Annotated in this window: 36 protein-coding genes; 1 reads left to right on the top strand and 35 read right to left on the bottom strand. The window is 69.6% G+C overall.

Translation table 11 applies throughout. The annotated features are described in order from the left end of the window. Window positions 1-9: 9 nt before the first annotated feature. The 4 genes from J3A75_RS15120 to J3A75_RS15105 are packed head-to-tail and all read right to left on the bottom strand — an operon-like array spanning window position 10 to window position 3,370. On the bottom strand, window positions 10-1,101 hold the full coding sequence (locus J3A75_RS15120) for a phage baseplate assembly protein (protein ID WP_209650391.1): 1,092 nt from the start codon (window positions 1,099-1,101) through the stop codon (window positions 10-12). Next, window positions 1,098-2,213, bottom strand: coding sequence for a phage baseplate assembly protein (locus tag J3A75_RS15115; RefSeq protein WP_209650390.1), 1,116 nt, complete (start codon window positions 2,211-2,213; stop codon window positions 1,098-1,100). The genes J3A75_RS15120 and J3A75_RS15115 overlap by 4 nt, the downstream gene beginning before the upstream one ends. Before the next feature lie 2 nt (window positions 2,214-2,215). Further along, complete coding sequence (locus J3A75_RS15110) at window positions 2,216-2,890, bottom strand: hypothetical protein (protein WP_209650389.1); 675 nt, start codon at window positions 2,888-2,890, stop codon at window positions 2,216-2,218. A gap of 6 nt (window positions 2,891-2,896) precedes the next feature. Further along, window positions 2,897-3,370, bottom strand: a complete 474-nt coding sequence (locus J3A75_RS15105; protein WP_209650388.1) for a DNA circularization N-terminal domain-containing protein — start codon at window positions 3,368-3,370, stop codon at window positions 2,897-2,899. A gap of 44 nt (window positions 3,371-3,414) precedes the next feature. Between J3A75_RS15105 and J3A75_RS15100 the strand changes: the two genes are divergently transcribed. Further along, complete coding sequence (locus J3A75_RS15100) at window positions 3,415-3,825, top strand: hypothetical protein (protein ID WP_209650387.1); 411 nt, start codon at window positions 3,415-3,417, stop codon at window positions 3,823-3,825. Window positions 3,826-3,828: 3 nt separating this feature from the next. On the opposite strand, the gene J3A75_RS15095 is transcribed toward J3A75_RS15100, so the two are convergent. The 31 genes from J3A75_RS15095 to J3A75_RS14950 all read right to left on the bottom strand — a co-directional run bounded on the left by J3A75_RS15095 (window position 3,829) and on the right by J3A75_RS14950 (window position 25,069). Beyond that, complete coding sequence (locus J3A75_RS15095) at window positions 3,829-6,309, bottom strand: phage tail tip lysozyme (protein WP_209650386.1); 2,481 nt, start codon at window positions 6,307-6,309, stop codon at window positions 3,829-3,831. A 123-nt stretch (window positions 6,310-6,432) separates the two neighbouring features. Then, on the bottom strand, window positions 6,433-6,762 hold the full coding sequence (locus tag J3A75_RS15090) for a phage tail assembly protein (RefSeq protein WP_209650385.1): 330 nt from the start codon (window positions 6,760-6,762) through the stop codon (window positions 6,433-6,435). 2 nt (window positions 6,763-6,764) lie between these two features. Beyond that, window positions 6,765-7,124 carry a phage tail tube protein gene (locus tag J3A75_RS15085; protein ID WP_209650384.1) on the bottom strand — a complete coding sequence of 120 codons (360 nt, stop codon included), beginning with the start codon at window positions 7,122-7,124 and terminating at the stop codon, window positions 6,765-6,767. A 65-nt stretch (window positions 7,125-7,189) separates the two neighbouring features. Next, window positions 7,190-8,713 carry a phage tail sheath C-terminal domain-containing protein gene (locus J3A75_RS15080; protein WP_209650383.1) on the bottom strand — a complete coding sequence of 508 codons (1,524 nt, stop codon included), beginning with the start codon at window positions 8,711-8,713 and terminating at the stop codon, window positions 7,190-7,192. Window positions 8,714-8,719: 6 nt separating this feature from the next. Further along, window positions 8,720-8,983, bottom strand: coding sequence for a hypothetical protein (locus J3A75_RS15075; protein ID WP_209650382.1), 264 nt, complete (start codon window positions 8,981-8,983; stop codon window positions 8,720-8,722). A 36-nt stretch (window positions 8,984-9,019) separates the two neighbouring features. Beyond that, entirely contained in the window at window positions 9,020-9,610 is a 591-nt protein-coding gene (locus tag J3A75_RS15070) for a hypothetical protein (protein ID WP_209650381.1), read from the bottom strand. Further along, window positions 9,610-9,966, bottom strand: a complete 357-nt coding sequence (locus J3A75_RS15065) for a hypothetical protein (protein WP_209650380.1) — start codon at window positions 9,964-9,966, stop codon at window positions 9,610-9,612. The genes J3A75_RS15070 and J3A75_RS15065 overlap by 1 nt, the downstream gene beginning before the upstream one ends. Next, entirely contained in the window at window positions 9,963-10,241 is a 279-nt protein-coding gene (locus J3A75_RS15060) for a hypothetical protein (protein ID WP_209650379.1), read from the bottom strand. Before J3A75_RS15060 ends, J3A75_RS15065 begins: the two co-directional genes overlap by 4 nt. A gap of 59 nt (window positions 10,242-10,300) precedes the next feature. Beyond that, entirely contained in the window at window positions 10,301-11,347 is a 1,047-nt protein-coding gene (locus tag J3A75_RS15055) for a major capsid protein (protein ID WP_209650378.1), read from the bottom strand. Window positions 11,348-11,422: 75 nt separating this feature from the next. Continuing rightward, a complete protein-coding gene (locus J3A75_RS15050) occupies window positions 11,423-11,806 on the bottom strand; it encodes a head decoration protein (RefSeq protein ID WP_209650377.1) in 384 nt (127 codons plus the stop codon). A gap of 82 nt (window positions 11,807-11,888) precedes the next feature. Then, window positions 11,889-13,121: an HK97 family phage prohead protease gene (locus tag J3A75_RS15045; protein ID WP_312892505.1), complete on the bottom strand. Its 1,233-nt coding sequence runs from the start codon at window positions 13,119-13,121 to the stop codon at window positions 11,889-11,891. Then, a complete protein-coding gene (locus J3A75_RS36555) occupies window positions 13,027-14,682 on the bottom strand; it encodes a phage portal protein (protein WP_245364427.1) in 1,656 nt (551 codons plus the stop codon). The genes J3A75_RS15045 and J3A75_RS36555 overlap by 95 nt, the downstream gene beginning before the upstream one ends. A gap of 1 nt (window position 14,683) precedes the next feature. Continuing rightward, window positions 14,684-14,923, bottom strand: coding sequence for a phage head-tail joining protein (locus J3A75_RS15040; RefSeq protein ID WP_209650375.1), 240 nt, complete (start codon window positions 14,921-14,923; stop codon window positions 14,684-14,686). Next, entirely contained in the window at window positions 14,914-16,971 is a 2,058-nt protein-coding gene (locus tag J3A75_RS15035; protein WP_209650374.1) for a terminase gpA endonuclease subunit, read from the bottom strand. The genes J3A75_RS15040 and J3A75_RS15035 overlap by 10 nt, the downstream gene beginning before the upstream one ends. Further along, a complete protein-coding gene (locus tag J3A75_RS15030; protein ID WP_209650373.1) occupies window positions 16,931-17,509 on the bottom strand; it encodes a terminase small subunit in 579 nt (192 codons plus the stop codon). Before J3A75_RS15030 ends, J3A75_RS15035 begins: the two co-directional genes overlap by 41 nt. Window positions 17,510-17,710: 201 nt before the next feature. Then, window positions 17,711-18,439 (bottom strand): hypothetical protein, encoded by a 729-nt coding sequence (locus tag J3A75_RS15025; protein ID WP_209650372.1) that lies wholly within the window; start codon window positions 18,437-18,439, stop codon window positions 17,711-17,713. 77 nt (window positions 18,440-18,516) lie between these two features. Beyond that, entirely contained in the window at window positions 18,517-18,735 is a 219-nt protein-coding gene (locus J3A75_RS15020; RefSeq protein WP_209650371.1) for a hypothetical protein, read from the bottom strand. Window positions 18,736-18,737: 2 nt separating this feature from the next. After that, window positions 18,738-19,079 (bottom strand): hypothetical protein, encoded by a 342-nt coding sequence (locus J3A75_RS15015; RefSeq protein ID WP_209650370.1) that lies wholly within the window; start codon window positions 19,077-19,079, stop codon window positions 18,738-18,740. 77 nt (window positions 19,080-19,156) lie between these two features. Then, entirely contained in the window at window positions 19,157-20,023 is an 867-nt protein-coding gene (locus J3A75_RS15010) for a recombinase family protein (protein WP_209650369.1), read from the bottom strand. Window positions 20,024-20,191: 168 nt separating this feature from the next. Further along, window positions 20,192-20,341 (bottom strand): hypothetical protein, encoded by a 150-nt coding sequence (locus J3A75_RS15005; RefSeq protein WP_209650965.1) that lies wholly within the window; start codon window positions 20,339-20,341, stop codon window positions 20,192-20,194. After that, complete coding sequence (locus J3A75_RS15000) at window positions 20,325-20,732, bottom strand: hypothetical protein (protein WP_245364428.1); 408 nt, start codon at window positions 20,730-20,732, stop codon at window positions 20,325-20,327. Before J3A75_RS15000 ends, J3A75_RS15005 begins: the two co-directional genes overlap by 17 nt. Further along, window positions 20,732-20,941: a hypothetical protein gene (locus J3A75_RS14995; protein ID WP_209650368.1), complete on the bottom strand. Its 210-nt coding sequence runs from the start codon at window positions 20,939-20,941 to the stop codon at window positions 20,732-20,734. The genes J3A75_RS15000 and J3A75_RS14995 overlap by 1 nt, the downstream gene beginning before the upstream one ends. Continuing rightward, a complete protein-coding gene (locus tag J3A75_RS14990) occupies window positions 20,938-21,129 on the bottom strand; it encodes a hypothetical protein (protein WP_209650367.1) in 192 nt (63 codons plus the stop codon). The genes J3A75_RS14995 and J3A75_RS14990 overlap by 4 nt, the downstream gene beginning before the upstream one ends. A gap of 1 nt (window position 21,130) precedes the next feature. After that, window positions 21,131-21,400, bottom strand: coding sequence for a hypothetical protein (locus J3A75_RS14985; protein ID WP_209650366.1), 270 nt, complete (start codon window positions 21,398-21,400; stop codon window positions 21,131-21,133). Next, entirely contained in the window at window positions 21,400-21,780 is a 381-nt protein-coding gene (locus tag J3A75_RS14980; RefSeq protein ID WP_209650365.1) for a hypothetical protein, read from the bottom strand. The genes J3A75_RS14985 and J3A75_RS14980 overlap by 1 nt, the downstream gene beginning before the upstream one ends. A 1-nt stretch (window position 21,781) precedes the next feature. Continuing rightward, window positions 21,782-21,940 carry a hypothetical protein gene (locus J3A75_RS14975; protein WP_209650364.1) on the bottom strand — a complete coding sequence of 53 codons (159 nt, stop codon included), beginning with the start codon at window positions 21,938-21,940 and terminating at the stop codon, window positions 21,782-21,784. A gap of 63 nt (window positions 21,941-22,003) precedes the next feature. After that, the gene (locus J3A75_RS14970; RefSeq protein WP_209650363.1) at window positions 22,004-22,279 is read right to left on the bottom strand and encodes a hypothetical protein; all 276 of its coding nucleotides are present in this window, start codon (window positions 22,277-22,279) and stop codon (window positions 22,004-22,006) included. Between the two features lie 427 nt (window positions 22,280-22,706). Then, window positions 22,707-23,732, bottom strand: coding sequence for a hypothetical protein (locus tag J3A75_RS14965; protein WP_209650362.1), 1,026 nt, complete (start codon window positions 23,730-23,732; stop codon window positions 22,707-22,709). Between the two features lie 130 nt (window positions 23,733-23,862). After that, a complete protein-coding gene (locus J3A75_RS14960) occupies window positions 23,863-24,252 on the bottom strand; it encodes a hypothetical protein (RefSeq protein WP_209650361.1) in 390 nt (129 codons plus the stop codon). 79 nt (window positions 24,253-24,331) lie between these two features. Continuing rightward, window positions 24,332-24,733: a hypothetical protein gene (locus tag J3A75_RS14955; RefSeq protein WP_209650360.1), complete on the bottom strand. Its 402-nt coding sequence runs from the start codon at window positions 24,731-24,733 to the stop codon at window positions 24,332-24,334. A gap of 18 nt (window positions 24,734-24,751) precedes the next feature. Continuing rightward, on the bottom strand, window positions 24,752-25,069 hold the full coding sequence (locus tag J3A75_RS14950) for a hypothetical protein (protein ID WP_209650359.1): 318 nt from the start codon (window positions 25,067-25,069) through the stop codon (window positions 24,752-24,754). Window positions 25,070-25,091: the final 22 nt, after the last annotated feature.

Below are 25,091 nucleotides of genomic sequence, written 5' to 3'. Positions count from 1 at the left end.
GCGGGTCTCTCAGCCCGGGCCGCCAAAGCGCATCGACTTCGTCTGGCCCTGCACGAGCCGCTTCTGCGGCTCCAGGAAGTTCATCGCCGGCCCGGCCTGGTCGGCGAGCTGCTGGAGCCGGCCCCGCAGGTTGGCAATCTGGCCGATCACCGGGTTGGCGCCGGTCAGCTGCTCGATCTGGCCGGTCAGCTCGGCGGTCTTCGCGGCGATCGCCGCCTCGGGGCCGCCGCTGGCGTTCAACGCCTCGAGCTCGTCGACGAGGTCGTCCACCATCCCGATCACTGGGTTGTTGGCGATCAGGCCGGCGATCTGCGCCTCGAGGCCGGCGATCAGGCTCTCGACGTTGCCCGCCAGCAGGCTCGTCATACCCATCAGCCGGCCCGGATCCAGGAAGGCCTTCAGGCCGCGCTGCAGGGCATTCTGGAGGTAGCCGGTGAGCTTGCCCTCCGCGAGCGCCTTCATGGCGTCCAGGCCCGTCGGCGCGCCGCTGAGGGCGTTCGTGACCTGGGTGGCGGCGTTGACCGGGACGAGAGCCGGGACGACCTGCTCCGCGTTCTGGCGGAACTTGGACACCACGTCGAAGAGGGCGTGGTGCGAGTCCTCGACCTGCGACAGGCGGGCGGCGAGCCCCTTCAGCTGCTCGTTGAGCTCGAAATTGTCGGTGGCGGGTTTGACGGCCCGGCCCGAGCCGTCGTCTCCACCCGTGATCGTGACCTTCTTGCCGGTCTGGTTGACGCCATCCCGGGTCAGGTGCGTGTGCTGGCGCTGATCGTCGTGGTGCGAGCTCTCGCCGGCCTTGAGGTTCTTCGGGCGGTGGCGGCGGTCTCCGATGCCGACGACGACCGGATGATCCAGGCTGCCGCCGAGGTAGGTGATCAGGACCTCGGCCTGCCTTTGCTCCTGATCGTCAGGCTTCAGCGGAACGCTGGTGAAGCCGTACGGATGCCAGTGCTCGACGTTGGTGAGCATCCGTCCGAACCGGGCCCGGACCGTCACCTCCTGCATCTTGGTCGAGTCGTCTACCTCGACGAGGGTCCCGCGACCGACGCCGAGGTACGCGCGCCGCGCGGCATCGTCGGCGTCCGAGCGCAGCGTGGTCATGTCGAAGCCTCGGGCTGGGCCGGCGTCGGGTTCGCGCCGAAGAACCCGTCCGAAGTGGTCGCGTCGGGGTGCTGGACGTTCCAGGCGGCCTTGTTGCGCAGCTCGACCATCGAGGTGGTCTGCCCCTCCGGCGTCTGGGTATAGGCGTAGCCCCAGACCTTGAGGTCCATCTTCGCCGTCTCGGTCGGAAACAGGATCTCGGACTCGACTGTCACGAATTCCGACAGGTCCCAGAGCTTGCCGGCCGGGTTGAGCCAGCCCTGGTAGGCGAGGCTCACCTGCAGCCGGGACGCCTCGATCGCCTGCGCCTCCATGTTGGTGCGCAGCTGCAGCTCCTTCTGTGAGAGCGGCATCTCGGCGAGGACGTTGCGCGTCAGGCCCGGGATGCCATCCGAGAGCTTGGACTGCGCGGAGATCTCTGCGGCCTTGCGTCCGAACAGGCTGTCCGAGCCCGGCTGCTGCGCGTTGCCCTTGATGGCATCGGCGAGCGACATCTCCGAGGTGCAGTTGCCCGAGAGGATGTTGCGCCCTTCGCTGAAGACCAGGCCGCCTCCGTTGCTATCCGTCTTCGAGCCGGCGACGAGATCTCCGTTCGCCTCGGCCCACAGCCACAGCCCGCGCTGACGGCACAGCCGCGAGATGGCGTCGAAGGGTGTTTCCCCGTCGTGGATGACGACGTTCGGAAACGGCGTGTTCCAGCCGTCCGGCCCGTTCTGGACCTTGAACTTGAGCCCGTGGGGCTTCAGCAGCCGGTTGGCGATCGCGTCGATCGGGTAGCCGCGAAACTGGCCGGTGCCGGCGTCGGCCGAGACTTTCGTGAGTGGACCGGCCGCGCTGAAACCCGAGATCTGCACACCGTGGCGATTGGCGTCGAAGGCCGCCTGACGCCGCTCGATGAAGCCGCCCTGGATGACGACCTGCCCGGCCATCGCGATGTCGATGCGCTTGCCCGGAAACAGGCGCTGCTGGAATTTGCCGCTCACCTCCGTGCAGGTGAGCGCAAACCGACGCATCCACCGCGTCTCGATATCCTGGGTGACCTGCACGGTCAGCCAGTCGCGGAAGGTGCCGCCGGTGGTGCGGACCTCGCAGTAGAGATCGGGGCTGGGCATGGTCAGGCAGACAGCGTGCGACCGGTGGGCGGCATGAACAGGGGATGGACCGTGTCGCAGTTCTCCGCGAGCAGCTGCTCGGCACGGCTCGCATCGCCGAACAGGCGGTTGGCGAGCGTCAGGAGCGGCATGCGTGTGCCGAAGGCATAGGACACGATCCGCGGGAGCGGCCGGGCCCGGGCCTTGAGGTCGCGCACGACGTCGGCGTGGGACGCGACGAGCGCGCGCCAGACCACGGCGTTGAACTGCGCGGCTGCGAAGTCTTCGGCCGGGGCGAAGGCCGCGTTGACGCGCGCGAGCGTCGCGTCGACGTCCTGGCGGCTCGTGAACGTCGTGGCCGCGACGATCCGGGCCATCTCCACCAGCGCGAAGCGGGCTGCGGTCTGGGCGACGCGCTGTACGGGGAGGTCGGGCGCCGTGACGCTCTGCGCCTGCTGCCGAACCTGATCCATGCCCGCGAAGGTGGCGCCGGCCGCGGTGGCGGCGGCGAAGCACGCACGCAGCGGCGTCCCGAAGGTGCCGCCCTGGACCTGGCCGATGGCATCGGCCGAGAGCCCGCCGCAGAGCTGCCGAAGCGTGGCGCCGTCCTGGCTCGTGGCGTCGACGCCGGAGGCGAGCAGCGCATCGAGGACGGCCTTCAGCGCCGCGACGGCGACGCGGCGCTGGGCGGAGGTCATCCGGTTCTAACTCCAGTCGTCGTCGGTGCCGGCGGAGAGCTCGGAGGCATCTGCCAGCTGCACCGCAGAGGCGGCCGAAGCCGCCTGCGTGTTCTCGCCGAACCGCGTCACGCCTCCACCGCTGGCGTCGACGAAGGCCATCTCGAAATAGGCGATGCCGCCCTCTTCCTTGCGCTCGGCGCGCGGGCCGAACTCGCAGCGCATGAACATGCGCCCGAGGGTCGGCAGGATGAGCGTTCCGCCGCCCTCGCGGTTGAGCGCGGCTTCCAGCGCATCGGCCTGCAGGTCGTAATCGTCGCCAATGACGTAGCCGGACACCGCGACGCGTGTGACGCGCTTGCCCAGGTCCTCGTCGAGCGACCGATCGCCCTTCGCGAACTCGTACGTGAAACCGCGCCGCCCGTTGGTCCGAGAATTGGCCGCCACGTGGAACGGCACACCCCGGAACGAGGCGGGGCGGTAATCGTCACGCCAGGACATGCAGAGCGCCTCGACAACCTGTTCGGCGAAGTTAGGCTGACCGGATGCGCCACACCCCGATCTTCATCGTCCTGGGCTCGCTCACGCTGGCCGTTGGCAGCGCCACGGCACAGATGCCCCAATCGGAGGCGCTCAGGCTGGCGAGCGACATCCGCTGGATCGGCGGGAACTGCCCGGCGTTGCGCGTGGATTATCCGGCTACGCAGCGGTTCATGGACCGAAGCGGGTTGATCAACCCCTTCAACCCCGACGGGCCGCTACAACCGTACCTGCGCCAGCACGATCGGCAGCTCGATGATGGGCTCAAAGCTGTCGGGGCCGAGACGATGTGCCAATCATTGCTCGATAAATACCGCTCTACAGGCCTTCTCACCATCAAGTCCGCGAAAGATCTTGATGACCTGAACAAGATCCGAGCGATGGATGGGGGCACGCAAGTCGCGCCCCTCAAGTGAGCGCTATGCCTGCGCCATGCTCATTTGCGACTTGCCGTGGGAGACCTTTGTCTCCCCGAACAAGTCGCTCATATCGGCCTTCACTTTCGTCCCGGGCGGCCCATCGACCTTGATGTGCAGCGAGCCCTTGCCGCCCGCTTGCGACCCGCCCGGCATCTGCATCGCCTGCCCGGCGCTGGCCGCGCCCTTGCCGTAGAAGCGGTCCATCAGCGCGTCGCCGACCTTCTCCTTCGGTGCGGGTGCGTCGGCCTTCGCGCGCCGCGCGCGCAGCGCGATGCCGAGATCGCGAGCCGCGCGCTGATCGTCCTCCTCGGAGTAGAAGGGCTTCCCGGCCTGCCGGCGCTCGTCGGTTGGATCGGCCAGGACCTCGGGGCGACGCGCCGCGGACTTCGCCGCCTCGCGTCGACGCTCAGCTTCCTCCATCGTGACGCCGGGCGCGTCCTTCATGGAGTTAGGCTTTAGCACCCGCGGGGCACCGTTGGGGAACAGGTCGGGATCGTCGACGGTGGGCTTCAGGGGGCCGGCCTTGTCCGCGAGGGGGCCGCCCTTGCTGGGGTCAATGCTGGCACTCGGTTCGTCGGGGCCGATGCGCAGGGCGTTCCGGACGGCGCCGGAGCGCCGGTTGATGACCGCCGGCGACTCGAACTCCTTGGTGATCGCGTTGGTGTCGGCCTCGACGTCGCCGGTCCCGCGACCCATCAGGATAGCCTTGGTGCGCGGGTACTTCCCGGACATGGCCTGGTGGACCATCTCGCGCATCTGCCCTTCGGCCGAGTTGCGCGCGTAGCCGTTCGCCTCGAGCCACCGCACCATGTCGCTGCGGCGTGCGCCGCGATAGGTGCCCCAGCCCTTCGGGTCCCGGGCCCCGTAGATGCCGTAGCCGGTCCCGCCATCGTGGATCTTGTTGGGATCCAGGCCCGACTCCATGTGGGCCTGGCCGACGAGGTGCGCCGCCGCCTGGCGGAGCTGGCCCTCCGGCACGCCCTCGCGACGGAGCTGGTCCATCGCGTAGCGCATCATCTCGCCGGTGCGGGCGCCCCGCGGGTTCCCGCGCCCGGATCCGCGGGGCGTGACAACCGCTCGATCGCTGCCGTCCGGCGATCCGCCGCCCGAGCCGGATCTGCCACCGAAGCCAGACCCACCGTCGGAGCGCGAGCGCGATCCGCCGCCGGCCCCACCATTCCCACCTCCATCGCCGCCGCCAGGGGCGCCATACGACGGGATCGCCGCCCCCCCGGACGAGCCGAAGCCGCCCCAGGCCGCCTTCTGGATCAGCGAACCACCGCCGCTGTTGCTGCCGCTGAAGCTCTGCTGCTGGACGGTGGGGGTCCCCGAACCGTTCTCCCGCAGGCGCCGCAGCTCCTCGGTCAGGCGGCGGATCTCCTCGGCCAGTTCCTTCTCGCGACCCGGATCCTTCGTGAGGCGGCGGTTCTGGTAATAGTCGAGCTCCGCCTTGGCCGATCCGAGCTTGTCCTCGACGGCCGTGGCCGCTGGCGCGGCGCGACGCTTCTCCAGGCGCGCGATCTCCTGATCCAGGCTGTCGCGCTGCCGCTCAAAGTACCAGCCGGTGCCGTAGGGCGCGGCCTTCACCGCGGTGTCTGCACTCTGCCGGCTCTCTTTCAGCCGCTTGAGCTGCTCGCCTTCGGGATCCGCCGCGGCGGCATCCATCTGGTCGAGGGCGCCGGCGACGTTCCGGAGGGCGGGGCCCAGGAGGTTGAGCTTCGCCTTCTCGGCTGCACGGCCGATCCGGCTGAAGTGCTCCTCGAAGCGCCGCGCGGCTTCCTCGGTCTCCTTGTCGAGGTGGCCGATATCGGCCTGCGTCTGCTTGAGCGCGTCGCTGATCTTGCCCGTGATGTTCCGGGAGATCGTCGCCATGTCCGGCGTGCCGAAGATCAGCGTGGAGACCCGCGCCGCCTTCATCGAGTCCGGGATGTTCTGGAGGGCCTTCATCGCCGTCTCGACGGCAGCCTCCATGCTCGGCGCGTTCACGAGGTCCTCGGCCAGGCTGCCGAGGTTCATGTTTTTGAGTTCCCCGTAGACCTGGCCCCAGCGCTGGCGCAGGTCGACCATGTTGGTCGCGAACTGGCCGATCGCGCCGCGCATCGCGTCGGCCGACACGCCGAATTTCTCGCCGAGCGAGCCCAGCGTGCGCAGCTGGTCGACCGTCATCCCGATCTGGCGGCCCATCTGGCTCAGGTCGCGGGTCTGCCCCGAGAAGCCCTTGAGCGCAGTGACCATGCCGGTGAGCGACATGGCCGCGCCGAAGCCCGTCACGCCGACGGCCGCGAAGATCGGATCGAAGCCGCGCAGGACGCCCTGGAACTTGCCGACCTCCTCCCGGACGCCGGCCCAATCCTTCTTCCAGGTCGCGCCCTGCTTAGCCGTCTCCTCGCCGACGTGCTTCAGGCCCTTTTCGAGCTTGGACAGCGGGCCGGTGAACTGATCCTCGACGGTGGCGACGATCCTGAGCTTGTCGTCAGCCATCCTCGTCCTCGCGTGGAGCGGGGCGCGGCATCAGCGCCAGGGTGCGGGCCATCAGGCGGGCCACGATCGCCGGCGGCATGGCGCCGGGCGGATCGCGGAACGGCCACGCGTGGAACGCGAGGCCTAGGCGGAGGCAGTCGTCGACGGCACCGGCGGCAGGGCCGCCCACACGAAAAAACGGCTGAGGATGGTCCCCAACTGCAGGACGTCACGCGCGCCGATCTTCATCAGCACCGGCGGGGGCGTCGCGGAGAGGTCGGCCACCAGCGGGAAGAACTGGTCGGCCGACAGCCCCTCCAGGAGGCCGAACTTCAGGACCTCCTCACCGGTGGGCTCGCGCAGGCTCAGGAACTGCACGGTGTTCTGGCCGACAACGATCGGCTTGCTGAGCGGGAACTCCAGCGGCCAGGAGATCTCGCGCGGATCGCGCGCGGGCGCGGTGCTGTCGCTCATGATCAGAACTCGTCGCAGGTGAGGCCCATCCAGGTCACCGCCACCTTGCCGGCGCCGGTGTCGATCTCGTGCGCGGACTCGGTCCAGGCACCGGCGAGCACGTAGGTCTTGCCGTTGGCGAGCGAGGCAGTGACCGTCTCGTCCACCATCGCGTCGAGCTCGGCGATGGTGAGCCCGTCCATGGTCGACAGGTCGCCCTTGATGAAGGGCACGCGCGGCGTCTCGATGAAGCCGTGGACGCTGTCCTGGCCGGCCACCCCCTCGCGCTTCGTCAGCGAGGGCGACACGACGAACGAGCCGCGCAGCCCGTACTGCCTACCGTTCACCTTGACGTAGGCGATGCCGGCGATCCTCTGGCCCATGGCCGGTTCTCCAAAGAAAAACCCGCCTCAGGGGCGGGTCAGGTTGCGGTCAGGGGCGAGGACGGTCAGTTGCTGGACGAACTGAACGGGTACTGGAGCCGGAACTGCGCAAGGATGTTCATCCGGCGCAGCTGATTGATCACATCCGGCGGGTCCAGGATCTCGATCGTGTTCGCCTCGGTGGCGCGGCGCACGACGAGGTTCTGGATGTAGAGGGCCGCGTTCTCGACGAGGCCGTCGTATTCCATGCCCCGATACTCGGCGATTAGCTCGGCCTTGATCGAGGACGGCGTGACGATCGGCAGCCCGGCGGCGAACTTGGTGCCGTCGTCGGCGAGCGCGCAACGCGGGAACTTGCTGGTGATCGCCTGCCGCAGGCGGGTGTAGCGCTCGTCGAGAGTGGCGAGCGTGGTCACCAGCTCGTAGGCGTTGTCGGCCTGGCCGTAGCTGTTCACCTGGTACTGGGTCTGCTCGCGCAGGATCACCGGCACGTTGGTGGTGCCGCCGTAGAGGTCGGTCCCCTGGATCGCGAGGCCGACCTGCGCGAGGGCGTTGAGCTGGGTCTTGTTCCAGCGGTAGCCCTTCTGCGCCGGCAGGATGCCGTAGAGCGGCAGCGTCTGCAGCGGCTGGGCCGCGTAGGCGTTGATCGAGAACGCGGCGGCGGCGGTGTAGGCGGCGGCCCACTCCCAGACCGGCGACGGGCTCTGCGGCTCGAACGGCATCGTCGAGATGACGGGCGAGTTGTTGGACGGGCCCCAGGTCGCCTGATCGGCGTAGGCGCCGCGGCGGGCCGAGAAGATCTGGCCGTAGCTCTGGCGGTACGGCCCCCAGCGGCCGCCGTCGGCGAAGCCGTACTCGCCGCCCCAGACCGCGTAGGAGCCGGAGTCGCTGAACGGCAGGCCCGCGAACTTGTAGGGCGCGTCGCCGAGGTTCGCGATCGCCGAGGTGAAGTCGGGCGTGCCGGTGCCGCCCGAGAGCTGATTGCCGGTCGGATAGGTGACGGCGAGGCCGGCGGGCAGCTGCTCGCCGCCGTAGCGGCCGAGGTAGCAGTCCTGCACGTTGATGTCGTTGCCGGTCAGGCCCTTCCACTTGGCCGTCAGGGTGACGACGGCGGCCGCCGCGGAGGCGGTGACCGGCAGGTCCGGGGTCGCGGTGATCGCGGCTGCGATCTTGGTGGCCACCGTCGCCGTGGTGTCCGCCGAGACGATGGCGATCGGCACGAGCTGGCCCGCGATGTAGAGCGGATAGGTGCCCGCGACGGTCGGGGCAGCCGTCACGGTGATGGCGCCGGTTGCGGCGACGCCGGCGGCCGGCTCCGGCACTGGCAGGCAGTAGATCGGCAAGCTCGTGACGCCCTTGAAGGTCGTCTTGAACATGCGCGCGAGCATCGAGCCAGGGCCGAACAGGGCGTCGGCGTCGGGGCTGGTCCCGCAGGCGATGACTTGGTTCGGCGGGGCCGAGCCGGCCGAAATCAGGTGCCCGACGAGCAGGATCCACTTCAGCGCGGTCGGCGTGCCGGCCTGGGAGGGATCGAACTCGGTGTTGGCGCCCGGGATCTTGTAGGTCGGCGGAATGCGGGTGAGGCCCATCGCGGCTTACTCCTGCGAAGCGGCGGCGGGCGCGGCGGCGCTCGCGCGGGTGGCGGGCTGGGCGGAGGACGGTGCGGCGGCGGGGCCGCCGGCGTCGTGCAGCTCCTCCAGGAGCTCGATGGCGCCCTCGTCCCGGAGCCGGAACGTGAACTGGTCGGCCGGCCAGCGGGCGGTGCCGTCCGCCTCGAAGCCGGTCTGCGACGGCATGTGCTTGAGCGCGCGGTAGCGCTCCTCGGTCGCCCTGACGGCGACCGTGGCTGATCCGGCCATGGCGATGTCCTCGGATTGGGAGCGGCGCGGGCCGGCTCAGGTCGTGGGGAGGTCGATCGTGAGCCCGATCGGGGGCGTGCCCGGGCCGGCGCTGGCCGGGCGGGCGGTGATGACGACGTGCTCGAGCAGATCCGGGATCACCGGCTCGTAGTTCGTGCGGGCCAGGAAGGTGATCTCCAGCCGGCCTTCGGCGAAATACGTCTCCCCGTCCTGCGGGAAGACGCGGCCGCGGCGGACCTTGCTCACCGCCTCGAACAGCGGATAGCGCTCCGGATCGTCCTCGTCCTTCGACCGATCGACGCCGCGAACGAACGTGGGATCGGTCAGCAGATGCGAGCGGATCCGGTCGACGATGTCGTCGAGGTCGGCGTCTAGCTGCTCGGGAGGCTGATGGCCGATCACCACCGAGATACCGACGGTCACCTCGCTGATGAAGCGCGTCGGTCCGATGTTGGCCTCGTCCTCCGGCGTCTCCGTCTCGTCGACGAGGATCACCAGGAGCGCGGGCAGGTTCGCGGGCTGGATCTGCGGCCGCGGCTGCTTTCGGATGGCCTTGACCGGCAGCCAGGTCTGACCCGTGAGACGCGCGACGATCGCGTCGCGGATCTGCGTCGATGGTGACGGCATCACAGCTCCGGCGGGTACCCGCGCTTCAGGGTCAGGGTCGCGCCGCCCTGGCCGTCCGGATCGATGTCGTCGATCCAGAGCGTGCCCTCGTCCGGGTAGAAGCCGGCGGCGGGCATGCGCACGAGGGCGAACTGCTCGGGCTCGTACGTCCAGTCCGAGAGGCGGATCCCGAGCGTGAGCACCGTGGTGTTCAGGCTCTGCTCGGCTTCCAGACCGACGTTCGTGTTCCGCACCGTCCAGACGCCGGTGGCGTCGAACGGCGGGCGGACCGGCGTCGAGGCCGGCGGCGTCACCGTGACCGGCCGCCCAAACGCGGCGATGCCGGGACCGAGCGCTAGGGCGGCGAGGTCGATCACGTGGCGGCCGTCCTCGCGGCGGACTTGCCGGCGGGCTTGGCGTCGATGGCGGGCTCCTCGTCCGAGATCTCCTCCAGGACCTCGCCACCGAAGCGGGCAAGGATCCGGTCGGCCTCGTCGGCGTCGAGGGTCACGGCCTCGCCGGCCTTCTTGTGCGCGATCCCGCGCGAGGCGGGCACGAGCACGGTGCCGGTGGTGTCGCGCACCTCGGCGACGTCGTGGTCCGGATCCTCGACGCCGAGGGCGATCTTGGTGACGATGGTCTTCTTGGACATGAGCACCGGGCCTCACCTCAGCGGGAGCCAGAGGCGCCGCCGGAGCGGCGCCGGCGGGATCAGCGGACGGTCGCGCAGAAGGTCGCGTCGACCCAGCCCAGGACCGGCAGCGGCGCCGATTGGGTCATGAGGTACTCCGCGGACGGGTCCTCGCTGATCCAGTTCTTCGGGAAGCGCGGCATGGCGCGCAGCGCGCGCACGTCCTGGATGGCGCCGTAGAGGCGGGTGCCCTGCGCGCCGACCGGATCCAGCATCATGCAGGTGTAGTCCGGCATGAACTGGGTGACGTTGCCCTGATCGTCGGTGAAGTACTGCTGGTAGACCCAGAACTCGAATTCGCCGGTGTCTCCGAGGTACTTCGCCTCGCGGCCGACGCCGCCGACCACGACACCGCCGAGGTCGACGTTGCCCTTGGTCTGGCGGAACGAGTTCATGATCTGCTGGATGCCGGGCGACTTCACCAGCAGGTTGCCGGCGAGCGGATCCAGCACCACCACGCTCGGGTGGAAGCCCGAGTTCTTCTGCACCGTGGCGGCGGACGTGCGCAGGAAGTCCAGCGCGTCGACGCCGGTCTCACCCCAGCGCGCGCCGCCGGTCAGCGCGACGGTGTGGTTGGGATTGCGCTGCAGGTCGACCGCGGTGCGCTGCGGGTAGTTCGGTCCGGAGAGGACCAAGCCGCCGGTCTGGATGAGCTGACAGGCCATCAGCTCCTCGCGGCGGGTGATCTGGTCGTCCTGGATCTTGAGCGTATCCATGACGATCATGGCGCGGCGCTCCTCGGGGGAGAACTCGCCGAGCAGGCGCTCGCCGGGCCGGCGCCGCAGCATGCGGTTCGGCTCGATCACGTGCTTGGGCTTCACGTAGCCGGGCACGAGGCTCGCGGCGTTGAAGCCGCGCAGGCGCTCGGGCTGGCCGACGTCGCCGGGATGGACGAGCGGGGCGAGGCGGCGGGCGCGCTCGACCTTGTCGAAGTAGACCTCCTCCGTCTCGAACTGCTGCTCCATGCCGAACGCGAGGTTCCACAGGAACGGGTTCGGGCGGTCGATGACGCCGTAGGCGCCGAGCAGGAACGCGGTGGAGTAGACGGAGCTGTTGTCGAGTGCCACGGGCGGTTCTCCAAAAGAGAAGGGCGCCCGAGGCGCCCTGTGTCAGTCCGGATTGTTGCGGGGAGCGGCGTGCGGTCAGGCGACCGCGCCGACGGAGCGGATGAAGATGTTCCGGCCGGCGATGCGGAAGGCGTCGTCCAGCGTCTGGATCGACCAGGAGGCGTCGATCGGCATGACCTCGCCCGCGAACTCGCCGGTCTCGTAGCCCTTCACCCGCACGTCGGCCGCGCTGGCGTCGACGTCGAAGGTCAGGACGTGGGTCGGAACCTGGGAGCCGTCCGAAGCGGTCTTGACGCTCGGGATGTACTTGTCGGTCGCGGTGACGCGCCCGAGCGGGGTGCCGCGCTTCAGGGGCACGCCGGGGGCATTGGCGCCCGAGGCGATCACGAGCGAGCGCGTGACGCGCGGGAAGTCGCCGGCGTAGAGGGCGGTCGGGTGGAAGTTCGAGAAGACGGTCATTCGGGCGGGTCCTCTGGATGGCCGCCTTCAGGCCGGCCGCGACGGGGTGGGCAGCGCGCGGTTACCCGCGCGCCCGGCAGGATCAGTTCTTCTTCGGATCGGGCTTGCCGCTGAGGCGCCGGAAGAAGGCCGCGCCCTCCTCGACCTCGCGCTGGAAGGCGGCCTTCGAGCCGGAGCGGGCGGCGTCGCGGCCGATCTCCTCGGCGCCGGTGCCGGCGAGCGTCTCGTGGCCACGGGCCTCCTGCTTTTTCAGCATTCGCTCGAGCACGATCTCGCCGAAGCGCTTGACCGACGTGCCCTGGTCCAGATGCTTGCGCCCGAGCTTGGGCAGGCCGGCGCGCTCGGCCATCTCGGTGATCTTGGCGGAGCGGACGCGCTCGGCCTTCACCGCGGCCTCGGCCGCCCGCTTGGCCGCGGCGCCGGCGGCGCGCTCGTCGTCCTTCTTGGACTCGTCCGCGTCGTCGTCGCCGTCACGATCCTCGTCGTCGGCGTCGTCATCGTCGCCGTCGCGCTGGTCGTCGGCATCCGCGTCGTCGTCCTTCTTGCCCTCGTCGCCGTCGCGCGCCTCGTCCTCGTCCTCGTCGCGCTCGGACTCGTCCTCCTCGGCGTCGTCCTCGTCGCGCTTGGCGCGCTCGGCGGCCGCGCGGCGGGCCTCGGCCTGCCGCTTCTTCTCGGCCTCGATCTCCGCCGGGGTCTTGTTGCGCTGGGACTTCGGCTTGGCGGGCTTGCGGGTGGTCATGGACTGGTCTCCACGGCTCTGCGGGGACGGCCCGGAGGCCGGGGTTCGGGTCACGATGAGGCAGGAGGAGCGGGCGATCGCCTCGCCCTCGTCGCCCCCAGCGGACCGGATCTGTGAGCCGGCATCGGCCGGCACGGGGACGGCGCTGATCTCCAGCGGCTCCCAATCGACGACGTCGTGGCGGGCGACGCTGCCGTCGTCGGCCTCGGTCTTGACCACCTTGTGCAGCCAGTACCCGACCGAGATGTTGCGGATCACGCCCTCGCGGATCTTCTGCACCGTGTCGGCGACGCCGGGGGCTGCCGAGAGCAGGATCGTCGCGATGCCGCGCCCATCCTCGATCTTGGCGGTGCCGGGCACCACCGCGCCGATGACGTTGTCGAGGCAGTGGGTCGCGTGGGTGTCGACGAAGGCCGCGCCCGCGTTCAGGCGATCGAGCCGGACCGCGCCCGGCTCCATCGAGAGGACCTCGTCGTATTCCTCACCGTCCCACCACGAGTAGCGGCGTACGCTCGACCCCGTGCTCCAGACGATCTCGACCGTGTTGGCCTTGGCGTCGAAGCTTTCCGGGCGCACGCTGGCGTCCCGGTGCACGGGCGGCAGCCGCACCACGTTGTCGTCGCTCGAGCCGGACGAGCGCTGCCCGGTTCGGGCGGGAGAGCTCCGGCTCGTCCCCGGGGCTGATCTCCCGGTCCGGTTGCTGGAGGCCGGCGACGTTCGTGACGCGCGGGTCGGAGTCGAGGACAATGCCGAGGTCATCGCACTTGGTGTTCCAGTCGTTGATCTCGTCGAGCACGTCGTCCGGGTTGCGCCCGGTCTCCGACACCACGTCCTGGTAGGAGCGGATGCCGGTACGCATCGCGAGCTGGGCTGCCTGGGCGTCCGCCATCGGGTCGACCCACTCGAATTTCGGGGGCGCCCACTGCACGGGGATCACGGGCTCGTCGATCACGCCGGCGAGGAACGCGATCTCGCACCACCACTCCCAGATCGGCTGGAGGGCCAGCTGGATCAGGATGTGCCACTGGATGGTGCGCAGCAGGCGGCGGAACTCGACGAGGCCGCCGCGCATGGAGCTGAAGTTGACCTTCGAGAGGTCGTTGGAGACGAGCTCGTAGGGCACGCGGTAGCCGGCCGCGATCGTCTGCAGCTGACTGACCTTGTACTCGCCGTAGCCGCCGACCGCGTTCGGGGCGTTGAACTTGATGTCCTTGCCGCCGCGCAGGCGGGCGATCATGCCCGGCTCGAACTTCTCGTAGACCGAGCCGTCGGCCGCGAGGACCTGAGGCGCGATCGACTCGTCCTCCGCGTCCTCGGCGTCGACGACGAAGCCGGCGATGCAGGCCTCGGTGCGCTTGCGGGTGATCTCCGCGAGCTCGTAATCGGCGAGCAGCTGCAGGTTCTCGATCGCCGGCGTGCCCCAGGGGACGCCGCGCGTCTGCGTTCGCTGCAGCTCGTAGACGTGCAGCACCTCGTCGGCCGGCACCGGCGCCGACACGGTCGGCTCGCCGGTGTTGATCCACAGGTTGCCCGGGTGCTGCGGGTAGAGCCAGTAGGCCGACCGCTTGCGGGTCTTGATGTCGACCTCGACGCCCTGGATTGCGATCGTGCCGGGCGTCAGCATCCCGTTGCGGGCCGGGTCGAGGAAGTCGGCCTCGAGGAGCTGCAGCTCGAGCGGGACGTCGCCGGTCCCGATCTTCTTGCGCAGGCGTTTGCGGACGAGGACCTCGCCGCCCTCGATCATCTCGCGGCAGAGCAGCGTCTGCAGGCCGTAGAAGTCGAGTTGGCCGGCTGCGTCGCACCGGAACGACCAGCGCTCGAAGACCTCGCGGATCCGCTTGTCCTTCGCCTTATTGCCGGTCACCGGACGAGGGACGATGCCCTCACCGACGATGTTCGATACGAGCGACGCGACCGCCTTGGCCGCGTACGGGTTGTTCCGGACGAGGTAACGGGAGCGGTCGCGCAGCGTGCGCGCGCTCCCGAAGATCTCGGTGTCCGCTGAAGCGAACCGCGTCAGCCACGGCTCGCGCAGACGCGTCGAGGCGGCGGCATCGTAGCTGCGGGCCATCTTGCCCGGGATGCCGCGCCCGGGGCGCGGCGCGGGCCCGGGGGCCGCCTTCCTGAGGGCGGCCATGCTAGTATCCGCCGTAGCCCGACCCGCGGGTCCGGTAGCCGTTGGAGAAGCCCGCCACGCCGGCGACGGCGCGGCCCTGGCCGCTGGCCTTGGCCTGCTGGCGCTTCAGGTAGGCGATGACCTGGATCATCTCCTTGAAGGAGCGATACGAGGCGGACTTCCCCTCGTAGCTGACGCTCATCACGCCCTGCGCGAGCGCGGCTTCCATCGCCACGATCTGCGCCGTGTGGTCTACAGCCATGACGAACGCCTGATCCGGGGTGTGGCCGCGGCGGGTGCCGGCGGCGGTGGTGGCGGTGTGGGCCGGGGCGCCGGAGCTGCGGGTACGACCGGAGCGGCCGCAGCAATCGGAAGCGCCTCGTCGGGCTCCTCGACGGCCACGGCCGTGTCGGGAGGCTCGGTCGCGTTGGGCATCTTGCCCAGCGCCACGTAGCGGCGGGACACGCTCTGGAGCCCGCACATCGCGACGTAGGCGTAGACGAAGCACACGCCGGCCTCGCGCGGGACCTTTGGCTTGTCCCACTCGGTGAAGCCCTGGCGCCGCACGACCAGCTTCTCGCGGGTCAGCTGCTCGAAGTATTCGGCGTCGATCGGCCGGGAGCCGCGCGCCGGCACCACCGGAAAGTGCACGTAGCGCGGGCCGGGATCGACCAGCGGCAGCGAGCCGTAGGCGAAGTCGCGGGCGGCGTTGCCGCCGATCATGTACCAAGACGAGCCGAGCTTCGTGGACGCCAGCCGAGGCCACACCTTGGAGCGGGCGCCCCGCGCCTCGGACTTGCCCTTGATCGCCCACACCCGGCGCTTCCGGCGCTCGGTGCAGAAGGCGTAGGTTTCCGCCGTGTGGTGACCGCCGGAGTCGATGGCGGCCGCGGTCACGCGCAGCTCGGTGCCGTCGGCCTTGCGGAAGGTCCGCTTCAGCAGGGCGTCAAGGGACTGCCAGACGCCCGGCTCGGCCGGATCGCCCATCAGGACGAAGTGGCCAATCAGGGCGCTCTCCAGGCCAGGGCCCCAGCCCCAGATACCGCCCTCGATGCGGGCGTTGGCGCCCGACTGGACGTCGCCGCCCAGCGTCAGGGTAGTGACGAAGTCCGGGACCTCGGCACCGTATTCCTCACAGCGCTCTAAGAACGCCGTCGGCTTGATCTCCTGGCCGTAGGTCTGCCGGTACGGCCGGCCAAGGCGCAGGTTGACGAACGGTTGGACGAGGTTCGAGGGATCGTCCTGGGCCTCCAGCCACTCTTGCACGATCACCGGCCACGCGGCGTTCGCGTTGAGCGACATGCCGGTCCAGAGGTGGAAGCCAGCGTGCCCGGGCGTCTTCGGCGTCGCGGTCGCCCGCCATTCGCCGTGGCCGTCCATCCAGGCCTTGCTGCCCTCGTCGATGATGCAGCCGCAGGTGCCCTGGTACCAGACGGACTTGAGCGAGCGATCCTCGTTGAGGTCCCACTTCAGACCGTGCGGCGTGTCCTTGCCGCCCCAGTCCAGGTACTGCCAGCCAGCGAGCGCCCCGGCGTGCTCCGAGCATTGCGGGCAAGGCACGAAGTAGCGCCGCTGGTCAGAGGCCAGCCAGAGCTTCCAGATCCGGCTCGTCTCTTCGAGCGTCGGCGTCGAGCCCCGGACCTGCTTGCGGTTGTAGAAGGTCTCGCCGCGGGTCCAGAATAGCTTGAGCTTGTCGCCCTGCGTCTTGGCGCCGGGCGTCCATCCGTCGCCGTCGATCTCGTCGGCGAACATGAACCGGGCGGAGTAGCGCCGGAACGCGTCGTCCGAGGCCGCCCCGACGATGCGCACGAGCGCCCCGTTCGAGAGCTGGAAGAAAGTCTCGGAGTCCTGCTTCTCACCCTTACGGTTCGGCCGCAGCATGCGCGACAGCACCGGGGTCTCGCGCAGCATCGGCGCGATCTCGGTTCCGCCGAACTCCGCCGCGTGTTGCTCGACCGGCTGTGCGATGGCGCAGAGCGTCGGATCCTGATGGAGGTGGTAGCCGATCGCCAGCGTGGCGAGCCGCGTGTAGCCGACGCGGGCCGCCTTCAGGACGGTGACCAGCGGCAGGGTCGGATCGCACATCGCGTCGAGAAGGCCGCGCTGGTACCCGTAGAGGGTCACCGGCCCGCTCTCAGATCCGGTGCTCTTCGGGATGCGGCCGTATTCTTCGGCCCAGGCCGACCCCGACAGCTTCGGCTTGAATTCGAGCGCCTCGTCGAACAGCTGGTCCAGCTCAATGCGCGCGGCGACGCGCCCAGCCGAGTACTCACCCCGCTGGTGGTTTCCGATCCGCTCCGCCAGCGTCATCGTCGGGGTCGCGTCCTGCAAACCACCGCTGCGCGATCTCCTCGCGGGCGGCCGTGAAGGCTCGGTTCATCTCGGCCTTCGCCATCACCTCGATCTCGGAGGCGTTGGTCATCGTGGCCGCTCGTCCGGCGACCTTGGAGGCCATGTTCGACAGCCCGGTCCGGAGGACCTGGCAGAAGGTCGCCATGTCGGCGACGGCGTCGTGCCGGGACACGACCGCCTTGAGCGCCTCGTCGGCGTTGATCTCGGCGACGATCGCGTTGGCAACCGCCCGCCGACAGTCGGCGTCCTCACGCCGGGCCTTGCTGCTGTCCTTCGGGCCGTCATCGCCAGCGTTGACCGCCACGTTCTCGACGGCGCGCTGGATCCGCCAGTTGATCACGGCGGCCGTGTCGAACTGCCACTCGACGCCGTTGCTGCCGCGCTCGACGTAGGGGCAGCCCTTCTCGATCCAGCTCGTCACCGTGTTGACGCTGACGCCGAAGATCCCGGCGAGGTCAGCCCGGTTCACGAGCCGGCCGTCGATGGCGCCGGACATCAACAACAACCCCTGTTTTCAAAATTTCTTAGAGGGTGAACCGATGGGGTCCGAATTCCCCTCACCGGCACCCCCCTCCCGGAAGGACCCTGGATTTGGCCGGGGAGGGGGGTGAGGCACCCCTCGGCCCTCCGGCCCGCCCCTCGGGCGCCCGGATGGCCCTCCCGTGGCCTTCGCGGGCCGCTGGCGGCCGCCGTCCGGTCAGCTCTTCCGGCGCACGTCGTTGACGACGAAGCGCTCCCAGGCCGCCCGGAAGTGCTTCCGGTACGCGGCCGGCACCACGGCGCCCGCCTTCTCGTAGTAGGGGAAGCGCTTGGAGTAGCTGACGCCCTTCACGAACAGGAAGATGGGCACCGCCCACTTCTCCTTCTGAAGGTAGATCCCGTCCGGTGCCTTACCGTGGTTGCGGAAGACGATGTACTCGACGTTCCGCCCGACGTTGCGGCGCTTCGAGCGCGCCGTGGTGTTCTGGTACCGGTCCGACTGTGCCCCGAGCGCCGAGAGCATGCGGGTGATGAAGGCGCCCGACACGTTGCCGTTGCCGTCCCGCGGACAGCGCGTGCTGGGCACCGCGAACTCGCCCGCAAGCATCAGACCCTTGCGGATCAGCAGGACCTCGAACCGCTTGTGGCGGCGCGTGCCGCCGGCGACCTGAGGCCCGAGGAACTTCCAGGCCGGGATCGACCCGCTGCCTTCCTTGAAGCCGAGCTCTGCCTGGAGGCGTTGCTTCGTGGCCGGCCGGACCATCAGGCTGTTGAGCGTGAACCTCGACGGCTGGTCGAACACGGACCGCATGGTCTCGCGCTCGGCCTCCCGTGCGTCCTTCATCGCGTTGGTCAGTGCGACCGCGGCGACGAACGGCACCTGCCGGGCAGCTCGGCCAACGGCCTCGGCCTTGAGGCCGAACTCGCTGGCGTCGAGCTTCAGCATGGGATCAGCGCCCGACCGTGATCGTCTTCAGCTCGCCCGAGACCGGATCGAGGATCGTCAGCGTCTGCGCGGCCATGTCATGCCTGTTCGGACGGATGATCGCGCAGCTCGAGCAGACGATCGAACTCGCGGTGGGCCCGATCCGCGACGCTCCGAGCCTCGTCACGGGCCTGACGCCGGGCGACGAGTTCCCGCTCCGCCGCCATTTCGGCATCGAACGCGACATTGAGATCGGCGCGCGCCACGCGGAGAGCGTACGAGGCTGCCAGGATCTCTTGGTCCGTTGCCTTCGGCATGATCAGCAGCCCTGCATCGGTTGCGGAAACTCCCGGCGCTGCTGCGCGGGGCGCGTGGTCGGCCGGTCGACCGTCAGGTCGGTGCAGTCATCGAGGATGAGCACCCCGACGTCGCGCCAGCCCTGCGCGCGGATCAGCTTCTCCAAGCCGTCCTGCCATCGCTTGGCCTTGTCGGCGTCGAGCTTGGAGCGGGTGCGCACCGTGACGATGTCGCCCTCTTGGAGGTCGAGGCGGGCGAGCTGTGGGGCGAAGTCATCCTCGGGCAGCAAGAGGCGAAAGAGGCCAAGCTCTGCGCGGGCGGCCTGCAGCATCTCGTCCCGGGCGGGACCGACGACGGTCGCCACGCGGAGTTCCGCGAGGCGCTCGCGGCAGCCCTGGCGGCCGCAGGCACCGGCGCGGCTGGCGGGGCAGTTCGGACAGGTCATGGCGACTTCACGATGGCTTCATGGTCGCCGTCGGCGAGCACGTGGGTTTCCTGCCCGTTCCAGCGGAACAGGTACTCGATGGCGCCGCGGTACTTCATGTTGTCGGTCACGTAGGCGACCGTCGAGATGGACCAGCGGCCGCCCTTCGGCGCCGGGATGCCGTCGGCGTTCAGCGCTTCGGCGATCGCCTTCAGCGTCGTCTTGCGCTTCCGGGCCTCGAAGATGCGGCGGACGACCTTCGCTTGGGCCGGGACGATCCGGAGGCCGCCCTCCAGGTCGCGTTCATAGCCGTAGGGCGCCTGGCCGCCGGCGAAGCCGCCCTTCCGAGCCTTGGTGGTGCGCCCGCCCGCGGTGCGGTCGCGGATCAGGTAGCGCTCCTGCTCCGCCATGCCGGCGAAGAAGGTGAAGAACATCCGCCCGATCGAGTTGGACGTGTCGATCACGGCCTCGGTCACGGACCGGAAGGCCACGCCGTGCAACTCGGCCAGATCGGAGACCGTCATCAGCGCGTGCCGCACATCGCGCGACAGGCGGTCGATCTTGGCGACCAGCAGGATCTCGAAGCTGCGCGCCTCGGCCATCTGCAGGATCGTCGCGAACCCCGGGCGATCCGCGGGGCGAACCGCGCCGGAGACGCCCGGATCGGAGACGATCCCGACGACCTCGTAGCTCTGGCTCTCGGCGAACGCGCGGACCGCGCGCTCTTGCGCCTCGAGCCCGTGGCCCGTGACCTGCTCGTCCGTGCTGACCCGGGTGTAGATCACCGCGCGGGTCGAGGCCGTGGCCTTCGCCTCTGCCTGGACTTTATTCCGTGCCCGCAGACGGGCCACGCGGCGCGAGCCCGAAACCGCCTGCAAGCTCATGTTTTTACTACGCTTTTCGCCCTCAACGACCCGAAATTTCCAAGGTCTTTTAAGACCTTGAAAATCGCCCGTTTCGGCCTGCGGATGGCAGGATCAAAACCCGGTCAAATCAGGCGGCGAACGCCCGGGCGAAGCCCAGTGCGAACCGGCGGTACCAGGCGCGGAACATCACCGGTCCCGCAGGATCCGGCCCCACTCGTCGAGCAGGGCCATCGGCAGCTGGTAGCTCGCCTCGACGACGATCGTCGCCGCGGCCGCGTAGATCGCGACGAGCGACCAGAGGTCGAGGTGTGGGCGGGGCTCAGAGCGCATCGTCACCCACCAGGTCCTCGACGATCGCTTCGCGGTCCTCGTCGGAGTCGGCGAGGCGGTGGGCGTGCATCTCGGTGGCGCCGTCGGCCGCGGCGAGCTCGACGGCCTCGGACATCGTCCCGCGCCAGCCGACGCCGACGATGCGGGCGAGCCCGTCATCACCGCGGCGCACACCGATCAGGACCGCTCCGGGGGCGTCGACGTCCGCGCGGGCCTGGGCCAGCGTGTAGACCGCCACGACGTAGCGGCGGCCGGACTGGCCGCGCCACGCGGAGAGATCGAGAACTGAGCAGCGCTGACCGCGCAGGCGCTCCTCGCGGATCTCACGGCGTACCATGCGATCCCCTCGAGCCTTGGCGAAGGCGGCGCCCCAGGCGACGCGGCGGTTGGACGACATCAGCGCTTCTGGCGGCGGCAGCCGACCTTCACGTAGCGACCCGCGCGCGGATCTCCGAAGGCCTCGGCGGCCATGACCTGGCCGAGCAGCTTGCACGCCTCGACCGAGGCGGACGGCTGCTCGAGGACGTCGAGCGCGTTGGCGCGGTCGCAGTCCGAGCCGGCGATCGCCGCCGAGCAGAGCATGGCGAAGGCGACGACGGTGTTCATGCCGCGTGTCCCATGCAGATGGCCGCGATCAGGACGCAGGCCGCGAGCGCGAAGTGCAGAGCGCCGATCAGGAGCACGTCCTGGATGGCGCGCTCGGCGCTGCGGCCGCCGTGATGGGCGTCGAGGCCGGCGATCGCGATCAGGAGCACGAAAGCGCACGCGATGAAGGGTAGCGGCGCGGCGTCCATGTCAGCGCTCGCTTACGAGCTCGTCGGCGATCACACGGCGCGTGGTGTAGTGCCGGAACGCCTCGTCCGACGTCGCCGGGACGATGCGGATGCCGAAGCACCGGTGCGCTTCCTCGGCGGAGAGCTTCGCTACCGGCTTCGACGCCGTCCCCAAGGCGGCAGTCCCGGCGCAGAACTCGCGCTCACCGCGGTGGATCAGCAGCTCCGGCGTCGGCGCCGGCCGGGCGCGCAGGCCGAAGAAGAGCGCGAGGCGCGCGGCGAGGCGGGACATCACTGCCTCCAGGCATGGAGGACGCCGCGGGCGTGCTCGCGCTGCTCCTCGACGAAGTGGTCGCGGAACACGGGCAGGCTGAGGCGGCGCACGACCGCCAGCTCGTCGAGGACGGTCGGGGCGGCCACAACGCGCGTGGCGTCGGCGACCTCGTTGCCCCGCACAGACCGGATGAGGTCGCGGAAGATGCCGATGACCGAGGGCGAATGGACGATCACGACCGCGCCGTCCTTCGGCAGGTCCATGATCATCCGGCGCGTGCGGCCGGCTCGACGCTTTTCTCCGGCGCTCGGCTTACCGGCGCCGAGGCGCTCGGAGGCGGAGTAGCCTTTGGCATCGGCAGCGACGCCGACGCGCAGGGTGGTGTCCTCGAACGTCACGTCAGGCCACCACGATCACGAGGTAGCTCACCCGGGAGTAGTCCCGGGCGGCGTGGGCGCGCAGACGTTCCGCGCGGCGGCGCAGGCTCGGCGTGCAAGCCGAGCAGGCGAGCACGGCGTCGCACATCGCGACCGTGGCCAATCGCTGGCGAAGCGTCATCGTGGCTCTCAACGAAAAACCCCGCGCTAGGGCGGGGCGTGGGTCTGTGGGTCGGGCCGTGCGTCAGGCGCGGGCGGCGCGGGCAGCCTTGGTGCGCTCGCGGTGGCGCAGGACCGCCGCCGGGACTGGCGGGTGCGGCCTGCGCTCGGGACCAGATGAGCCGGCCTCGTGCCCGGGCCAGCTGCCGGTCAGATCCCGGTAGAACCGCCGCGCGTGGTCGCGGATCTCGTCACGGTCGGCGACGTAGTCCTCCGGCGTGTGCCGGTGGCCCGGCGCGCGCAGGCGGTCCGCCAGGAGGCAGAGGCCATGGAGGCGCTCGACGATGTCGCGTTCGGTCACGGCCGCGGATCCGTCATCGGGGCGACCCTACCAAGGAATGGTCCGATTTGGGAACGGACCGGGAAGATGCGGGCCGGGCGCAACGCCGGCTTGAGGCCGTTCCACCGCGCCGAACTCCCCGATCCCGGTACATGACGGTTCACCGGCGCTCTGCACCGTCACCCGCCAGCCTGCCGGATCAAGGCGGCCAGCCCTCCCACGCCTCGTGAGGGCCCACTCCTGCGGGTCTGCGACTTTCCCCGCCGCCGCACCATCTCGTTCGGGCTGCCCCGAAACGGCGACGGCCCCGTGCGGGGTTCCGCCGGGGCCGTCTTAAAATTCTGCGCTGTCCATATGCGTCAAGCGACTGACCGCAGTCAAGCCTGTTATCGAAGCCAAACTCAGAGCGCCGGCCCGCCCAGAGCCGACCCGTTGTCGTCGGTAAAGCTCAGGCGGTCGCCGACTGCGTCGCCGGAGCCGCCTTCGGCTTGCGGGGGCTGCTCTTCCGGCGGTGCGACAGGAGGTAGTTCACGACTTGGTCGACGCGCTGTTCGCGCAGGCGCTTGCGGCTCGACGGGTTGTCGAGGATCCGCTTCGGCTTCGCCGCATCCGTCTCGCCGGTCCACGGACGCTGGGCGGCCGCCGGCGGCAGCACGGCGATCGACGCGAGCTTGCCGGAGAGTTCATGCGCCAGCAGGTCGAGCCCGGCCCACCAAGCGGCGTACTCAGCCCGCTCGATCAGGATCGACTTCGGATCGTCCCACTCCAGAATGCAGTAGGCCCCGCGCGGGTACCGATCCTTGCCCTCGGCGCCGACCTTCTCCTCTACCAGGTGCGGGCGCAGCCGCCCCTCGTCGTCCGCCTTCATCGTGGAACGCAGGATCATCACCAGCGGACGGCCTTGCTTGTCCACGACTGCCGCCGGCTCAGGCGATGCGGCGAAGGTGGGACGCGCGCCCAGCCGGGCCCGGATCCGCACGACCTCGACGAGCTGCTGCATCGCTCGCGCCATCGGCCCCTGCTGGTCCTGCCCGGGCGGGAGGTCCGGGGCGAGCCCGAGATCGCCGTCGAACTGGTGATCAGCGAAGCGGGAGAGCCCCAGGACGGCCGCCTCGACGATCAGCGCGTCCGGGTGCGGCTCGCCCATGGCAGCCGGGAAGCCGGGCTCACGGGTGAAGTTCTCGATCCGGCCGCCGTGCTGGGCCATGGCGAACATCGGGCAGACCGAAGGGAACTCGCGCATCCGGAACGAGCCGTCGTCCTCGCGCCGCTTCGGCAGCTCGTCGACGAAAGCCCAGCGCAGCACGTCCTCGATGTCCATGACGCGCTTGTTCGGCGTCTCCGGACGGCGCGTGCCGATCGGCGGGGCGTGGACGCGGCTCTGACGGATGCCGCCGACGTGGCGGCCGGGTGAGGAGCGCCGAGCCGGCGCGAAGGCGTGGGTGGTGCTCTGCGACTGCGACGGTGCCGGCACGGTGGATCCCCAATGCTGTGCCGGTTCGAAACGAAGCAGCAACCCGCCTGTGGTCCGGCGTCCGTTTCCGCATCGTCAAGAGGAAACTTGACCGCTGCGGCATTTTCGATGGGCCGCAGCCGAACATAGATCAGCGTCGGCCGTCGACGCGGTTCTTCTCGTCCGCGATCTTCTGGCAGGCGCGGATCCGCTTGCGGTCGAACTTGCTGCGATACCACCCCCGAGCTGCGCAGTACTCAGAGATCGAGCCGCCGACCTCGCCCTCGGTGGCGAGCGCCCGCGCCCAGAGCAGCAGGATCTTCCGTTCCTCCGACCGATCCCCCAACACTGTGCCGGTGAAGGCCAGGATGTCGAAGGTCGCGCTGGGTTGGTTCTGCATCGCGCTGCGAAGCGTGTTGCCGCGTGGCGCGTAGATCGGGGTGTAGGGCATCGCCCGGAACGCAGCCTTCAGCCAGCCCTCGACGTCGGTGCAGGTGAACGGCTCACGAGGGGGATCTGGACCTTCCGGGCGGGCGAGCATCGAACGCGGTGGCGCGGCCCAATGCGCCGCTACCCGTTCCTACCATGTTCGCGCCGCTCGGGCCGTTGCGGCAAAGCAATCACCGGTCGTATTTGCCCCCGAACATAGCTTCCTCGTACGGCGACAGGCTGAGATACAGCGCCACCCGCTCGGCGTAGCTCATGGGCTGGAGGGTTCGCGCCAGGGCGATCTCGACCGCGTTGCCCTGCGCCGTCGCCTCCCGGACGGCATCCTCCACGCTGTCGTCTTCCAGGTTGCCGTCGTCCATCGTGACGTGAAGGGCGCCGTAGAAGCCGTCACGCGCAGCCGCAGCGAAGGCTGGGAACGCGTTGAAGACCCGCTCGGTCAGAGGCCGGCCGGACAGCCCGGCGGACAGCAGACCCGTGGTATCGACCGGCCGCCCGAGCTGGCCCTGCCAATACGCGTAGAGATCCAGGGTCGTACGCAGAACTGCCGCGCGCAGCCGGCCATCCATCAGCATGGGTCCTGCCCCTCCGCGCTATTCGACCGACTTGCCGTCGCCCAATGCGCAAAGGCCCGCGATCAGCGCCGGCAGGGTTGAGGCGCTGATAGAGCAAAAGCCAACGGGCGTGTCGGGATACCAGTGCACGTTCCACCAACTATTCGTTTCGATGGCCCTGGCGCGTTCCTCGTCCGAAACCCAATCGGTGTGGTTGTCCCAATCGGGCCAACCCTCGGCGTGTTTTTGGACGGTGCTGTAATTCGGCGCGTTACTATCGTTGAAGCTAATCGTCAGCGATGAAAACTCACCTTTGAGGAGCGACTTTAATAGCGTCTCAAGCTCGGGCACGGTCATCGTGTCTGTTCCTTCCCCAAAT

Source organism: Methylobacterium sp. PvP105 (assembly GCF_017876975.1).
GTDB lineage: Bacteria > Pseudomonadota > Alphaproteobacteria > Rhizobiales > Beijerinckiaceae > Methylobacterium > Methylobacterium radiotolerans.
This window is presented reverse-complemented; position numbering and strand designations above follow the sequence as displayed.